The organism is Novosphingobium sp., assembly GCF_041915465.1.
Classification (GTDB): domain Bacteria; phylum Pseudomonadota; class Alphaproteobacteria; order Sphingomonadales; family Sphingomonadaceae; genus Novosphingobium.
Genome location: NZ_JAYSBK010000073.1, coordinates 1 through 15,554 on the forward strand (window position 1 = coordinate 1; position 15,554 = coordinate 15,554).

Here is a 15,554-nt window from a genome sequence, read left to right on the forward strand (position 1 = left end):
CTATGTCGCCAGCCATTCCTGTCCTGCTTGCCCTTGGGTTGGGCCTGATTGGTTGGCTGGCGGCGCGTTCGCGGGCCTGGGCGCTGCGCCGAACCGCGCGCGCCGCAGGTACCGACCTGCATTCGCTGCCCAATTATCACGGCTGGTACGTGGCCCTGTGGGCCGCCGTGCCGGCCGTGCTGTTTGCGATGGCCTGGGCCTCGATCAGCCCGGGCCTCGTGCTCGGCAAGGTCCTCGCCGATCCTGCTGCCGCCGCGCTGCCGGCCTTCGGGCTCCAGCGCGATTCGATCCTGTCCGAAGCCCACGCAATCGCCAGCGGATCGGCGGGCGCCGCGTTCAACCCGCAGTCGGGCGCGCTGGTCGAACCGTTCCGCGCGGCGATCTCGCAATTTTCGACCATCGGCATCATCGTTACGCTGCTGATCGGCTTTGCCGGGGGCGCATTCGCATTCCTGCGGCTGCGGCCTGATTTCACCGCCCGCACGCGGGTCGAGCGCGTGGTCATGGCAACCCTGTTGCTGGCCTCGCTGGTCGCGATCTTCACGACGTTCGGCATCGTCGCCTCGCTGGTGTTCGAAACCGGGCGATTTTTCCAGGTGGTCAATCCGGCCGATTTCCTTTTCGGCACCCATTGGGGGCCGGATCCGATGGTCGATCCCGCATCGGTGCGCCCTGAGAATTATGGCGCCGTACCGCTGTTCTGGGGCACAATCTTCATCGGCGCGATCATCGCGATGATTGTCGCCATTCCGCTCGGGATGATGAGCGCGATCTACCTCACCCAATATGCCACGCCGACCCTGCGCAAATGGATGAAGCCGCTGCTCGAAATCCTCGCGGGCGTGCCGACGGTGGTGTACGGCTATTTCGCCGCGCTGACCGTTGCGCCGCTGATCCGCGATTTCGGGCATTCGATCGGGATCGCCAGCGCTTCGAGCGAAAGCGCGCTGGCCGCCGGGGTCGTGATGGGGATCATGATCATTCCCTTCGTCTCCTCGATGGCGGACGACAGCATCACCGCCGTGCCGCAAGCGATGCGCGACGGCAGCCTGGCGATGGGTGCGACCACCTCCGAAACGATCCGCCGGGTGCTGATCCCCGCCGCTCTGCCCGGCATCGTCGCGGGCGTCATGCTCGCGGTCAGCCGTGCGATCGGCGAAACGATGATCGTGGTGATGGCCGCTGGCGCAACCGCGCGCCTTTCCGCCAATCCCTTTGAAAGCATGACGACTGTGACCTTCCAGATCGTCGCCATGCTGACCGGCGAAGGCAGCTTCGACCATCCCGCGACGCTTTCCGCCTTCGCCCTGGGCATGGTGCTGTTCCTCGTCACACTCTCTCTCAATTTCGTCGCCCTGCGCGTCGTCAAGCGGTTCCGGGAAGCATATGAGTAACGCCGCCGATCTTCGCCTCAAGCGCCGCTATGCGGCCGAGCGCCGGTTCAAGGCCCTTGGCTATGGCTCGGTGCTGTTCTCTGCGCTGGTGCTGGCATTCCTGCTGTTCACCATGACCGCGAACGCGCTCGGCGGGTTCCAGCGCACCGAGGTGCGTTTCCCGATCGATTTTTCGAGCGGCGCACTTACGGTAGATCCCTCGCAGTTGCAGGGACCCGGCGCGGTCGATGCCCTGAAGGGGGCGGGCCTTGCCGATGTGGTCGCCTTTGCCGCCGCCAAGGAACTGGGCGATGATGGCGCAGCGCATCTCGACGACGGTGCCTGGCGCGAAGTCGCCGCCAAGCTCGCAGCCGATCCGTCGCGCCTGCAGGGCAAGCTCGAAGTATCGTTGCCGGTAACTGACGACATGGCGGCCGCCCTGCGCGGCGATGGCCATGGCGAACTGGTGCCGCTGGTGAACAGGCTCAAGGGCGAAGGCAAGCTGGTGCGCGCCTTCGACTTTGGCTTTCTGACCCGCGGTGACGCCACCGGGCCGCAAGACGTCGGCATCTGGGGCGCGCTCAAGGGCTCGATGCTGACCATGTTCGTGACCCTCGCCCTCGCCTTCCCGGTCGGCGTGCTGGCAGCGGTCTACCTCGAGGAATATGCCCCGCGTAACCGCTGGACCGACCTGATCGAGGTTTCGATCAACAACCTTGCCGCCGTACCTTCGATCATCTTCGGCCTGCTGGGGCTCGCGGTGTTCCTTGGGCTGTTTCCCAACTGGCGCTCGGCGCCGCTGATCGGCGGGATGACGCTGGCACTGATGACCATGCCGGTGATCGTGATTTCCGGACGTAACGCGATCAAGGCGGTGCCGCCCTCGATCCGCGATGCCGCGCTGGCTGTCGGCGCGAGCCGCGTTCAGACCGTGTTCCACCACGTGCTACCCCTGGCCCTGCCCGGGATCCTGACCGGGACCATCATCGGCATGGCCCGCGCACTGGGTGAAACCGCGCCGCTGCTGATGATCGGGATGCGCGCCTTCGTCGCTTCCCCGCCCGACGGCTTCACTTCCCCTGCCACCGTCTTGCCGGTGCAGATCTTCCTGTGGTCCGACGAGATCGATCGCGGCTTCGTCGAACGCACTTCCGCCGCCATCATTATCCTGCTGCTGTTCCTGCTGGTGATGAACGGGCTTGCCATCTACCTTCGCAACCGCTTCGAGAAACGCTGGTGACCACTTATCACGAACTGGATCCGATCGACGCCAAGATCGCCGCGCGCGGCGTGTCGGTCTTCTATGGCGAAAAGCGTGCGATCGACGATGTGTCGATCGACATCAGCCAGGAATACGTCACCGCCTTCATTGGCCCGTCGGGCTGCGGCAAGTCGACTTTCCTGCGCACGCTCAACCGCATGAACGACACGATCCCCGGCGCGCGCGTCGAGGGTGACATCATGCTCGACGGGCAGAACATCTACACCTCGGGCATGGACGTGGTGCAGCTGCGCGCGCGGGTCGGCATGGTGTTCCAGAAGCCGAACCCGTTTCCCAAGTCGATCTATGAAAACGTCGCTTACGGGCCGCGCATCCATGGCCTCTCCGCCAGCAAGGCGGAACTGGACGAAATCGTCGAGAAATCGCTCAAGCGCGCGGGCCTGTGGGATGAGGTCAAGGACCGGCTGGCCGACAGCGGCACCGCGCTGTCCGGCGGTCAGCAGCAGCGCCTGTGCATCGCGCGTGCGATCGCGGTCGATCCCGAAGTGATCCTGATGGACGAGCCCTGCTCCGCGCTCGACCCGATTGCCACGGCCAAGATCGAGGAACTGATCGACGAACTGCGCGGTCGCTACGCGATTGTCATCGTCACCCACTCGATGCAGCAGGCCGCCCGCGTTTCGCAGCGCACCGCGTTCTTCCACCTTGGCAAGATCGTGGAGTACGGCAAGACTTCCGATATCTTCACCAACCCGCGTGAAGAGCGGACCAAAGACTATATCACCGGACGTTACGGTTAGGATTTCGCATGGCACAGGAACATACCGTCAAGGCCTTCGACGAGGACATCACCCGGCTGCGCGGCCTGATCGCCGAGATGGGCGGCCTGGCCGAAGTCTCGATCGGCGAATCGATGGACGCGCTGGTCAAGGGCAACATGGACCTCGCCAAGGACGTGATCGCCCGCGACAAGCGGATCGACGCGCTTGAGGCGGAAGTCGACAAGCTGGCCGTCCGCATCATCGCGCTGCGCGCGCCGATGGCCGACGACCTGCGCGAAGTGATCGCGGCGCTCAAGATTGCCGGCGTCGTCGAACGCATTGGCGACTATGCCAAGAACATCGCCAAGAGCACCAACAAGATCACCGACCGCCGCAAGTTCGAGCCCCTCACCCTGATCCCGGCAATGGCCGAACTGGCGAGCGAGATGGTCCACGACGTGCTCACCGCCTATGCCGCGCGAGACTCCGAACTGGCAGCCGACATCGTTTCGCGCGATGACAAGGTTGATGCCTTCTACGAAAGCATTTTCCGAAATCTTGTCAGTCATATGATGGAAAATCCTGCGACGATTTCGAGCGCGGCGCAATTGCTGTTCGTGGCCCGCAACATCGAACGGATCGGTGATCATGCCACCAATGTCGCCGAGATGGTCTATTACGCCGCGACCGGCAAATACCTGACCGATCGCTCCTGAACCGATGAGCGCCCCCCGCCTGCTGCTGGTCGAGGACGATCCGGCGCTCGCCGAACTGCTCGAGTTCCGCTTCAAGGCGGAAGGCTACAGCGTCACCTCCACGCCCGATGGCGACGAGGCGCTGCTGCTCGCGGTCGAGGAGGTGCCCGACCTGGTCGTGCTTGACTGGATGATCGAGGGCACCAGCGGGATCGAGGTCTGCCGCCGCCTGCGCCGCGACAAGGCGACCGCGCACGTCCCGATCGTGATGCTGACCGCGCGCGGCGCCGAGGATGACAAGATCCGCGGGCTCGATACCGGTGCGGACGATTATGTCACCAAGCCGTTTTCCCCGCGCGAGTTGGTCGCCCGCGTCAATGCGATCATGCGCCGGATCCGTCCTGCCCTGGCTGGCGAAACGCTGACCGTGGGCGATCTTTCGCTCGATGCGACCGCGCACCGCGTCAGCCGCCGCGGACAGCTCCTGTCGCTCGGACCGACCGAATTTCGCCTGCTCAAGTTCTTCATGGAGCATCCGGGTCGGGTATTTTCGCGCGGGCAACTGCTCGATGCGGTCTGGGGCACCGACAGCGACATCGAATTGCGCACGGTCGACGTCCACATCCGCCGCTTGCGCAAGGGCATCGAACTGGCCGGGGCGCCCGATCCGGTGCGCACCGTGCGTTCGGCCGGCTACGCGCTCGAAGCGGTCTGAGCGCCAACCCACTTCCGCACAATACAGAAAGGGGCTGCCACCGATTTCCCGGTGACAGCCCCTTCTCGTTCGGGTTCCCGTCCGAACTGGAGCTTAGAAGCTCATGCGCATGCGCACACCATAGGTCCGCGGCGCGCCGAGGTAACCGTTCTGGTCGCCGGTTTGCAGCGGGGTCGGGAAGGCCTGGGTGAAGTAGGTCTCGTTGAAGAGGTTCTGCACCCAGCCCTCGACCAGCAGGTTGCTGTCGGGGATCTTGAAGCCAAGGTTGGCGTTGACCAGGCTCAGCGGGCCCTGCACCGCATTGCTGGCGGTGCTGATCTGCTGGGTGCTGGTGTACTGGTACTGGATGCGGCCAACCAGGTTGACCGTATCGCTGACCGGCGTGTCGAGGTTCAGCGTCACGTTGGCCGAAAGCTTCGGCGCAAAGCGGAAGCGCTGGCCTGACAGCGCCGGGTCGATCGTCGGATCGACGCCGTACTTGGCGTGCGGCACCCAGGTGCCATCGATGCCCAGCGTCAGCGCGTCGTTAAGCTGGAACAGGTTCTCGATTTCCATACCATAGTCGGTCGCCGACTTGGCGTTGAGCACGGTGAAGCGCAGGCCCACGAACTGCGCGATCTGCAGATCGGACAGGTCGTAATAGAAGAACGCGATGTTGGTGCGCGCGCGGCGATCCAGATACTGGAACTTTGCGCCCACTTCGAAGGCATTGACCTTTTCGGGCTTGTAGCTGGGATCAAGCGGCACGGCGCCGGGCACTTCGGCCGGGTTGTTGGCGCGGGTACCGCCGCCGTTGGCGTCGATGTTCACGCCGCCCGCCTTGAAGCCGCGGTTGTAGGTCGCATAGATCATCACGTCGCTGTTCGGACGATACTGCACGCCAAAGGTGCCGCTGACCGCCTTGTTGGTGATGCTCTTCGCATAGGCCGGCCCCGGCGAAACGCCGAGCAGACGGAACGGATCGTTCCAGGCCGGGCTGAAATAGTCGAACGCGAAGCTGCCTTCCTTCTTTTCAACCGAATAGCGCAGACCGGTGATCACGTTGACCTTGTCGCCAAGCGCAAAGTCAAGGTGACCGAAGCCGGCATAAGAGCGCGCCTTGCCGTTCATGTTTTCCTTGTCCCACGGACCGGCCGGGGCGCTGGCGGTGCCGGCCGGGTAGCCAAGGCCGCCGAACACGACATCCCAATAGGCCTGCGCCTGGTTCGACCAGGGCATTTCGCGGCCCATGTGCAGCTTTTCGTCCGAGAAGAACACGCCGAACACCGCATCCGCGTTCAGGGCTTCGATCTTGGTGTTGTAGGTCAGCTCCTGCGAGATGAAGCGGCTTTCGAAGCTTTCGTTGTAGCGGAAGATGTCGGCGCCCGAAAAATCGGGGTCCATGTCGCGCTGGTCGAGCTTGAACTTGCGCACGGCGGAAACCGACTTCAGCGTACCAGCGCCAAGATCCGCATCGACCATCAGGGTCGCGCCATAGTCTTCGACGGTCTGCTTGCCGTTGCCGTTAAGCGTCTGCTGCCAGTCCGAGGGCTTGGCCGAAGGCAGGGTGCGCCCGCCGATCACGGTCAGGTAATCGATCAGCGGCTGGGTCGGACCGGCCTGGAAGCTCGAGGTCGCATAGCAGCAGTTGCCGGTGCTGTACGAATAGTCGCCGATCAGGCGGATCGACAGGCCGGTACCCGGCTCGATCAGCAGCTGGCCCTTGACCGCGCGGGTCTTGTCGCCGTTGAGGTGCTCGCCGGTGGTCGAATCGGTGTAGAAACCGTCACGGGTCGAGGCAACGCCCGCCAGGCGGAATGCCGCCGTGTCGCCGATCGGCATGTTGCCGGCGGCGCGGACGAGCAGCGAGCCGTAGTTGCCATAGGTCGCCTCGAACAGGCCGCTCGCTTCGCTGGTCGAGGGCTTGGTCGAGTTGAGCAGCAGCGCGCCGGCGGTGGTGTTCTTGCCGAACAGCGTGCCCTGCGGACCGCGCAGCACCTGCAGGCCGTCGATGTCGAGGAAGTTCTGCAGCGCGGCAGCCGCACGGGTGCGGTACACGCCGTCGATGAACACGCCGACCGAGCCTTCGAAGCTGCGGCTGTTGCCGCTGGTGCCGAGGCCGCGGATGATGACGTTCGCGGTCGAGCTGGCGATGTTGGTCGCGCGGAAGGTGATCGAGGGGCTGACCGCCTGGATGTTCGAGATGTTCTCGACGCGCGCGGTGGCCAGAGCCTCGCCGCTGGCGGCGGTGATGGCGATCGGCACGTTCTGCAGATTTTCGCTGCGGCGCTGCGCGGTGACGACGATTTCGTCGAGACCGCCGGTGGGTTCGTCAGCTGCGGTGTCCTGCGCATAGGCAGGGGCGGCAAACAGCGGCGCAATCAGAATACCGGCCACGCCGGCGAGAAGCTTACTCCTCACAACATCCTCCATGAAAATCATCGCCTTGGGGGCGATCTGGTCTTGTGCGGAGCCGATCCCTGGGAGGGGATTCCTGCCCGATGGCAGGTAAATCGGTCCGTGCTCCAATTGCTTTAATCCATCGGTTAATTCTTGACTTTATGCGCCAGGTATTTGTCGTTATGCGCCAGCCATGATCTCCGAATCCGTGGCCCATTCCGGCTCCCTGCGTCAGTTCCTGCGCTTTGCCCGTTCGACCGGCCTGCCGCTTGAGCGGATCCTTGACGATGACCTCAAGGCAATCGTGCGCGATGCCGAAACCAGCGACCGTGTACCGGCCCGCGGCCTGGTCGACATCCTCCAGCTCTGCGCCCTGCGGACCCGCCGGCCGAGCCTGGGCGTGGCCTTTGCCAGCTGGACCAACCCGCGCGGGTTCGGGCCGTTCAGTCTGCTGTGGGATCATTGCCCCACGGTCGAGGAATCGCTGCGCATCTCGTTCCAGTACCTGCACCTTGAACACCAGGCGCTGCGCATGGTGGTCGAGGACGAAGGCGGCGAGGTGGCGATCCGGCAGTTTCTGGTGATCCCCAGCCGGTTTGGCGGCAGCCAGTTCATCGAGGCCACGCTGACCGTGCGGCTGCGGATCATTCGCTTGCTGCTGGGCGAGAGCTGGCACCCGTTGCGGCTTGAACTGGAGCACTCCCCTCCGGCCAGCCAGCGCTTCATCCGCAGCGTGTTCCGCTGTCCGATTCACTACGGTGCCGATCGCAGTGCAATCATTCTCCCGCGCGAGGATCTGCGCCGCCCCGCTCCCAACGGCAATGCGCAGATGCTGGCCTATCTCGAGCGGCAACTGCAAAACCTCGATCACGAACAGACCGCCGATATCGTCCAGCGGGTGGAGCAACGGATCGCCACCAATCTGGCCGGCGGGCGGGCCTCGCTCGATCTCGTTGCCGAACTGCTCGCGCTCAGCCGGCGCAGCGTCCAGCGCCACCTTGCCGAACACGGCCTGTCGTTCGAGGATCTGGTGATGCGGGTGCGGCGGCGGGTTGCGGAGGAATATTTTGCCAGCGAACGCAAAGCCAGCCTGGCCGAGCTGGCTTACCGGCTCGGCTATGGCGAGGCAGCCAGCGTAAGCCGCTTCCTGCGGCGGGAATTCGGGATGAGTTCGCGTCAGATGGCGATGCGCGCACGCCTGCGGGTCGATGCGGGGCCGGACGATCAGTGAAAATCGCGTGACTTGGGAATCACCCGCACGTTGCGGGGATGCCCGTGCGAGCGCGCGGGCGGCGCGCGGCGGCCCTGCAGCGGGCGCGCGACATGATCCGCCCGTTCGACCGCCGGGCTGAGCAGGTCGTCGGACAGGGCGTGCAGCGCGTCCGTCGCGTCAATCAGCCGGGTGGCAATCACGTGGATCACCTCGTCGTCATATTCGACCCGGCCCTGTACCTCCATCAGCCGCGCCCCCATGATCACCTTGCGCTGGCGCTCCATCAGATCGGGCCAGATGACTAGATTGGCGACCCCGCTTTCATCCTCCAGCGTAATGAAGCACACCCCCTTGGCGCTGCCGGGCCGCTGGCGGATCAGCACCACGCCCGCGACCTGCACTGTCGAGCGATACTTGCGCGCACGCAGATCGGCCGCGCGGACAAAGCCGCGTTCGGCCAGGCTGGCGCGCAGGAAGGCGAGCGGATGGGCCTTCAGCGAGAGGCGCTGGGTCTGGTAATCGGCCACCACTTCCTCGGACAGCGGCATCACCGGCAGGCGCGTGGGCAGGGCCTCCGCCCCCTCGTCGCGCGCAGCGGCGGCGGCGAACAGCGGCAGGTCGGGCGCGGCGATCAGGCTACGCGCATCCCACAGCGCCTGCCGCCGCGAGAGGGCCAGCGAATTGAAGCAATCGGCCGAGGCGAGCCGTTCGACCAACGCCGGAGACAGCCCGGCCCGTTCCTGGAGCTCGCGCACGTCGCGAAATGGCCCGCCCTCGGCCCGCGCCGCCACGATCCGCGCGGCCGCAGCCTCGGGGAAGCCATCGACCTGGCGCAGGCCAAGCCGCAGCGCCACGCCCGCCCCCTGCCCTTCCAGCGTGCAGTCCCAGTCGCTGTGGTTGACGTCCACCGGCAGCACCATGACGCCGTGTTCGCGCGCATCGCGCACGATCTGCGCCGGCGCATAGAACCCCATCGGCTGCGAATTGAGCAGGGCGCAGGCGAAAGCTGCCGGAAAGTGGCACTTCAGCCACGACGAGACGTAAACCAGATGCGCGAAGCTGGCGGCGTGGCTTTCGGGGAAACCGTATTCGCCGAACCCCTTGATCTGGTTGAAGCAGCGCTCCGCGAATTCGGGATCATAGCCGCGCGCGATCATCCGGCCGACCATCATGTCCTGCAATTCGTGGACCATCCCGCGCGAGCGGAAGGTCGCCATCGCCTTGCGCAGACGGTTGGCCTCGGCGCTGGAAAAACGCGCCGCATCGAGCGCGATCTTCATCGCCTGTTCCTGGAAGATCGGCACCCCCAGCGTGCGCCCGAGGATCGAGGTCAACTCGTCAGGCGGCCCGTGTTCGGGCCCGGGCGCGGGGATTTCCACCGCCTCGGCCCCGCGTCGCCGCTTCAGAAAGGGGTGGACCATGTCGCCCTGGATCGGTCCGGGGCGCACGATCGCCACCTCGATGACGAGGTCGTAGAAGCAGCGCGGGCGCAGGCGCGGCAGCATGTTCATCTGCGCCCGGCTTTCGACCTGGAACACACCCAGCGAATCCCCCCGGCAGAGCATGTCGTAAACCGCCGGATCCTCGCGCGGGACGGTGGCGAGAGTCAGCTGCTGGCCGTGGTGCGCGCCCAGCAGGTCGAGGCATTTCCTGATGCAGGTCAGCATCCCCAGCGCCAGCACGTCGACCTTGAGGATGCCGAGCGCGTCGATATCGTCCTTGTCCCATTCGATGAAGCTGCGATCCGCCATGGCGCCGTTGCCGATCGGCACGGTTTCGGTGAGCAGCCCCTGTGTCAGGATGAACCCGCCAACGTGCTGCGAAAGGTGGCGCGGCATCCCGATCATCTGCTCGGTCAGGGCCAGCACCCGGCGCAGGTGCGGATCGGACAGGTCCACCCCGGTTTCGCGCGCCACGTGGGCTTCCTTGATCGAGCGGCCGTGCCCGCCCCACACCGTTTTCGCCAGCACGGCGGTGACGTCTTCGGACAGGCCCATCACCTTGCCGACCTCGCGGATCGCCATGCGCGGACGGTAATGAATCACGGTGGCGCACAGGCCGGCGCGCTGGCGGCCATAGCGGGCGTAGATGTACTGGATCACTTCCTCGCGCCGCTCGTGCTCGAAATCGACGTCGATGTCGGGCGGTTCCTTGCGCTCTTCGGAAATGAAGCGGTCGAACAGCAGCGCGTGCTTCGCGGGATCGACCGCCGTGATGCCCAGGCAATAGCACACCGCCGAATTGGCTGCACTGCCGCGCCCCTGGCACAGGATTGGTGGAATCTGATTTCGTGCAAAATCAATAATATCCTTGATAGTCAGGAAGTAACGTGAGAGCTGCAGCCGGGCGATCAGATCGAGCTCGCGCAGCAGCGTCTCGCGCACGGTTTCCGGCACGCCGGCGGGATAGCGTTCCTCCGCCCCGGCCCAGGTCAGCCGCTCCAGCCAGGCCTGCGGCTCCAGCCCTTCGGGGCAGATTTCCTCGGGGTATTCATAGCGCAGTTCCTCGAGGCTGAAGGTGCAGGCATCGGCAAGGTCACGCGCCACCGCGATGGCATGGGGCCAGGGCGCGAACAGGCGGGCCATCTCTTCCGGTCCCTTGAGATGGCGTTCGGCATTGGCCTCGAGCAGGTGCCCGGCGGAAGCCACGGTGGTCTTGTGGCGGATCGCGGTCATCACGTCATGCAGCGGGCGGCGCTGCGGCGCGTGATAGAGCACATCATTGGTGGCCAGGATCGCTAGGCCCTGCCCCTTCGCGAGCGCATCGAGCGCGTTGATCCGGGCAATGTCGTCACCGCTGTAGAGATAGCTGGCGGCCACATGCCCCAGCCCCGGCAGCAGCGCGGCGAGGTGCGCCAGCAGATCGCCCAGCGTGCCGCTCATCCCCTCGCCGCGCGGCTGGCCGGCGATCGAGACGACATTGTCGGGGAGCGGCAGGGTGAACACCTGCGCCAGATCGCGCGGCGGAATCAGCACCAGCGCCACGCCATCGCTATGCTCGGCCAGCATAGTCAGCGAAATGTCGCAGGCGCCCTTGTCCTGCCATTCGCCGTCGAGCCGCGCCATGCGACCGGCCGAGATCAGGCGGCAGAGGTTGCCATAGCCCGTGCGGCCCGTCGGATAGGCCAGGAAGGCCAGCCCTTCGATCGTTTCGATCCGGCAGCCGATCACGGGCCTGAGGCCCAGCGCCCGCGCCTCGCCGTGGAGCCGCACCACGCCTGCCATGGTGTTGGCGTCCGCAATCCCGATCGCGTCATAGCCCAGCGCACGCGCCGTGGTCGCCAGGTCCACCGCGTCCGACGCGCCGCGCAGGAACGAAAAGCAGCTTGCCAGCCCCAGTTCGACGAAGGCCGCGCGTTCGGACGGCGGCGGCAGGACCGCCTCGACATGGCGGCGTTCGGGGGTGAGCGGGGCTTCAGGCATAGAGCCCCTGCAGGAACCATTCGGGCACCCCGCCGCGCCCGTCGCCCGCCAGCCCCGCGCGGTAGATCCAATATCGCCGTCCGGCATCGTCCTCGACCCGGTAATAGTCGCGCAGCCGCGTGGTGGAGCGTTCACGCCACCATTCGGGCGCGATCCGCTCCGGCCCTTCGGCGCGGGCCACCTCGTGCACTTCGCCGCGCCAGCGGAACCGGCGCGGCAGGCCATCGGGGCTGGCATAGAGCACCGCGATCGGCTCGGCCCGGTCAAGCAGTTTCAACGGGCGCGCGTGGAGCGCGAGTTCGCCCTGCGTGTTCCGTTCGGCCTCAAGCGCCCCCACCCAGCGCTGGGCGCGTTCGGGCAGGTGGCTGGCGCGCGGCTGGGGGCGGCGCACGGCCTGCGGCCCCAATCGCGCGGCCAGCCGGTCGACAAAGGCTGCAAGACTGGTGCCGTGGGCTTCGGCGGCAGCCTCGAAATCGCGCTGGGCCAGCGGCAGCGGCTCGCTCCACGGGACGGAAAGCCGCGCCAGTTCGATCCCGAACCCGGCGTCGATATCGTCAAGCTTGCGGGTGAACAGCCCCGCGATATGGGCCGCGTCGCGGCTGGCGGCGGCGAGTTCGAGGCGGCGGCTCAGCACTTCGCCATCGACCTTCCACAGCGCGAGGTCGAACCGCCGCCCGCCCTTCGCCTGTCCTTCGAGGAGGCGGGCCATATCGACGCACAGGTCTGCCAGCACCTGATCGAGCAGACTGCGGTGGCGGATCGGCTCCATCAGGCGGCGCTGGACCAGCGGGAGCGGCTCGGCCAGCACCGGCAGGATCGGTTCGGGAACCCGGCCCAGCAGTTGGTCGAGCCGCACCAGCGGATTGGCGGCGGGCGCGCGGGTGGAGCGGAACCGCCGCGCCAGGGCATCGCGCGCCACGCCGGAAAGATCGCCAATGCGTTTGAGGCCAAGTCGCCGCAGCACCAGCTCGGTCGCGCCATCGAGCCGCAGCGCGGCAACGGGCAGGTGTTCGAGCGCGATCTCCCGCCCGCCGCCATAATGCGCTAGCGCCCAGGCCGCCCCCGCAGTCGGCGCGATCGCGGTGCGCGCGGCAAATCCGCGCGCGACAAGGCGGCAGCGCACATCGTCCAGCATGGCTGCTTCCCCGCCGAACAGGTGCGCCGCCCCGGTGACATCGACAATCAGCCCGTCAGGCGGATCGAGCGCGGACCACGGTCCCCACCGCTGCGCCCACAAGGCAAGGCGTTCGAGCAGCGCGAGGTCGCCCGCCGGATCGGCCACGGCTACGGCCAGCGCCGGACACAGCGCGCGGGCATCGGCCAGCATCATGCCGGGATGCACGCCGGCATCGCGCCCGGCCGGGTTCGCGGCGGCAATGCGTGGGCCGTGCGCAGTTTCGGTGATCAGGGCGAATGGTTCTGCGTCTGCCCCCTCCCCCCGACGCAGACCTTCACCCAGCCGCCAGCGATCGATCGCCAGCGCCGGGCACCAGATCGCCATGATCCGGCGTTCGGGTTGCTGGGCCGGCAATCGGGCTGGCGGCGAGGACTTGTCCGTCATCGCGCAGGATCCATTCTCCGGGAGGGTGGGCACGGGCGCGGAACAGTTCGGCCTGCCAGGCGGGCGTACCCGGAGCCTGCGGGTTCCAGCGCGGGGGAAGCGATGGCGCGGCGCGCACGTCCCAGCGCAGCCGGGCCGAGCCAAGATCGCGGCGCGCGCCCAGCCGCACCAGCCAGAGCGGCACGCCGTGGCGCTCTGCCGCCAGCGAAAGCCGGCGCGAGGCGGTAAAATCGAGCGCGCGGGGATTACCCGCGATCTCTCCGATCACGAAGGCCAGATCGCGGCAGCGCAGTCCCTCTTCGAGCGCAAACAGCGCGTCTTCGGGGGTCTTCGCGGCAACGTGGACCAGGCGGCGGCGCAGGTCCGGCGGCAGGCCGGGGCGATAGGGCCGCCCCCCGGCGCGCACCGCGCCCGCATCCTGCACCCACAGCCAGGGCCGTTCGTCCGGCGTATCGGCGGCGGGATCTGGGCGCTGGCTGCGCATCCGATCCAGCGCGAAGGCCAGCGCCAGCGCGGCGCCGCTGCCTTCATTGGGCGCAGCGAAGACCTCTCCGTGCAGGGCCGGATCCTTCAGCCCCGGTTCCCAGCGCGCGGCCTGCGCAGCGGCAAGCCCCGCGCGCGGCAGAGCGAGCGACCGGCGGCGTGCAAAGGCGGCCAGCGGGGTTGGGATCGGGATCGGTGAATCGCTCATATGTTCTATTTATGTTCTCATTTGCAGCGATTCGCAACGGCTCCTTCCCGCAAAAGAAAAGGGCCGCCTCCCCCCAAGGGAAGCGGCCCTGTTCGGATCGGCCCGGACGATCAGTCGTCGAGTTCGATCCCGCCCGGCAGCGGTGCGACCGGCTGCGGCGGAATGTCGGCGTCTTCCTCGTGCACCTCGACGAGGCCGCGGCCGACATGGCTGCGGCTGCGCGAATAGCCGTAGTAGATCAGCAGGCCCAGCGCGCCCCACACCGGCAGCACCATCTTCGCATCGAAGGGCAGCAGCAGGTAGAGCGCCAGGGTGCCGACAATCGCCAGCGGCGCGGTAACCCAGATCAGCGGGGTGCGGAACGGACGGTGCCGGTTCGGCTCCTTGATGCGCAGCACCAAGACCGCGATCGCCACCATGAAGAAGGCGAACAGCGTGCCCGAGTTCGAGATGTCCGCCAGCTTGCCCACCGGCAGGAAGGCGGCAGCAGCGGCCACGAACACACCGGTAATCGCGGTCACGATGTGCGGGGTCTTCCACTTGGGATGGATCGAGGCGAGCTTTTCAGGCAGCAGGCCGTCGCGCGCCATGACGAAGAAGATGCGGGTCTGGCCGAACAGCATCATCAGGATCACCGACGGCAGGGCAAGGCCTGCGGCCAGGCCGATCACGCCGCCCAGCTTGGTCCAGCCGATCGACTTGAGCACATGGGCCAGCGCTTCCTTCGAGCAGGCCAGCGGTTCGGTCCCGGCGGCAAGCAGGGTCGAGCAGCGTTCGGCCAGTGCGGACGAACCGGGCGAGAGTACTTCGCCCGCCAAGCCAGTCACCGGCTGGGCGCCAATCGCGCCGATCGCGCCGCCCGCCACCAGCAGGTAGAACACGGTGCAGATCGCCAGGCTGCCGATCAGGCCAATCGGCACATTGCGCTGGGGATCCTTGGTTTCCTCGGCCGCGGTCGAAACCGCGTCGAACCCGACATAGGCGAAGAAGATCGAGGCCGCGGCCCCGCCGACGCCGATGATCCCCCAGCCATTGGGCGTAAAGGGTGTGAAGTTCGGACCGTTGTTGAGGTACTTGAAGGTCGCGAAAATGAACAGGGTGAGCGCAGTCACCTTGATCACCACCAGCGCGGCATTGACCTTGGCGCTTTCCGAGGTGCCGATCATCAGCAGCCAGGTGACCAGCAGGCCGATTACAAGCGCGGGAAGGTTGATGATCCCCCCGGCAGTCGGCCCGTTGGCCAGGGCATCGGGAATGGTGATCCCGACATAGTCCCGCAACAGCCCGACGAAATAGCCCGACCAGCCGACGCAAACCGCCGAGGCCGCCACCGCGTATTCGAGGATCAGCGCCCAGCCGACCATCCAGGCCAGCAATTCGCCCATCACGGCGTAGGTGTAAGTATAGGCCGAACCCGAAACCGGGACCATCGAGGCCAGTTCCGAATAGCACAGCGCCGCAACGGCGCAGACGAACCCGGCGATCACGAAGCTGAGCATCATCCCCGGACCGGCCTTTTGCG

Annotated in this window: 11 protein-coding genes; 6 read left to right on the forward strand and 5 right to left on the reverse strand. The window is 66.5% G+C overall.

Features of this window, described 5'->3' with window-relative positions:
* Positions 1–2 precede the first annotated feature (2 nt).
* The 5 genes from pstC to phoB are packed head-to-tail and all read left to right on the forward strand — an operon-like array spanning position 3 to position 4,766.
* The gene (gene pstC, locus ACE3SN_RS12145; RefSeq protein WP_374530380.1) at positions 3–1,394 is read left to right on the forward strand and encodes a phosphate ABC transporter permease subunit PstC; all 1,392 of its coding nucleotides are present in this window, start codon (positions 3–5) and stop codon (positions 1,392–1,394) included.
* A complete protein-coding gene (gene pstA / locus ACE3SN_RS12150) occupies positions 1,387–2,613 on the forward strand; it encodes a phosphate ABC transporter permease PstA (protein WP_374530381.1) in 1,227 nt (408 codons plus the stop codon). Before pstC ends, pstA begins: the two co-directional genes overlap by 8 nt.
* Positions 2,610–3,395: a phosphate ABC transporter ATP-binding protein PstB gene (pstB, locus tag ACE3SN_RS12155; RefSeq protein ID WP_374530383.1), complete on the forward strand. Its 786-nt coding sequence runs from the start codon at positions 2,610–2,612 to the stop codon at positions 3,393–3,395. Before pstA ends, pstB begins: the two co-directional genes overlap by 4 nt.
* 8 nt (positions 3,396–3,403) lie before the next feature.
* A complete protein-coding gene (gene phoU, locus ACE3SN_RS12160) occupies positions 3,404–4,072 on the forward strand; it encodes a phosphate signaling complex protein PhoU (RefSeq protein ID WP_374530385.1) in 669 nt (222 codons plus the stop codon).
* A 4-nt stretch (positions 4,073–4,076) separates the two neighbouring features.
* Complete coding sequence (gene phoB / locus ACE3SN_RS12165; protein WP_374530387.1) at positions 4,077–4,766, forward strand: phosphate regulon transcriptional regulator PhoB; 690 nt, start codon at positions 4,077–4,079, stop codon at positions 4,764–4,766.
* 93 nt (positions 4,767–4,859) lie between these two features.
* On the opposite strand, the gene ACE3SN_RS12170 is transcribed toward phoB, so the two are convergent.
* The gene (locus ACE3SN_RS12170; RefSeq protein WP_374530389.1) at positions 4,860–7,166 is read right to left on the reverse strand and encodes a TonB-dependent receptor; all 2,307 of its coding nucleotides are present in this window, start codon (positions 7,164–7,166) and stop codon (positions 4,860–4,862) included.
* A gap of 172 nt (positions 7,167–7,338) precedes the next feature.
* Here ACE3SN_RS12170 and ACE3SN_RS12175 point away from each other — a divergent pair, with 172 nt between their 5' ends.
* A complete protein-coding gene (locus ACE3SN_RS12175) occupies positions 7,339–8,376 on the forward strand; it encodes an AraC family transcriptional regulator ligand-binding domain-containing protein (protein ID WP_374530391.1) in 1,038 nt (345 codons plus the stop codon).
* On the opposite strand, the gene ACE3SN_RS12180 is transcribed toward ACE3SN_RS12175, so the two are convergent.
* The 4 genes from ACE3SN_RS12180 to ACE3SN_RS12195 form a co-directional block, all read right to left on the reverse strand.
* The gene (locus tag ACE3SN_RS12180) at positions 8,370–11,780 is read right to left on the reverse strand and encodes an error-prone DNA polymerase (RefSeq protein ID WP_374530393.1); all 3,411 of its coding nucleotides are present in this window, start codon (positions 11,778–11,780) and stop codon (positions 8,370–8,372) included. The two genes, ACE3SN_RS12175 and ACE3SN_RS12180, sit on opposite strands and share 7 nt — an antisense overlap.
* The gene (locus ACE3SN_RS12185) at positions 11,773–13,281 is read right to left on the reverse strand and encodes a DUF6504 family protein (RefSeq protein ID WP_374530394.1); all 1,509 of its coding nucleotides are present in this window, start codon (positions 13,279–13,281) and stop codon (positions 11,773–11,775) included. The genes ACE3SN_RS12180 and ACE3SN_RS12185 overlap by 8 nt, the downstream gene beginning before the upstream one ends.
* The gene (locus ACE3SN_RS12190; RefSeq protein ID WP_374530396.1) at positions 13,232–14,032 is read right to left on the reverse strand and encodes a hypothetical protein; all 801 of its coding nucleotides are present in this window, start codon (positions 14,030–14,032) and stop codon (positions 13,232–13,234) included. Before ACE3SN_RS12190 ends, ACE3SN_RS12185 begins: the two co-directional genes overlap by 50 nt.
* A gap of 110 nt (positions 14,033–14,142) precedes the next feature.
* On the reverse strand, positions 14,143–15,554 hold a 1,412-nt coding region (locus ACE3SN_RS12195), incomplete at its 5' end, for an amino acid permease (protein WP_374530397.1).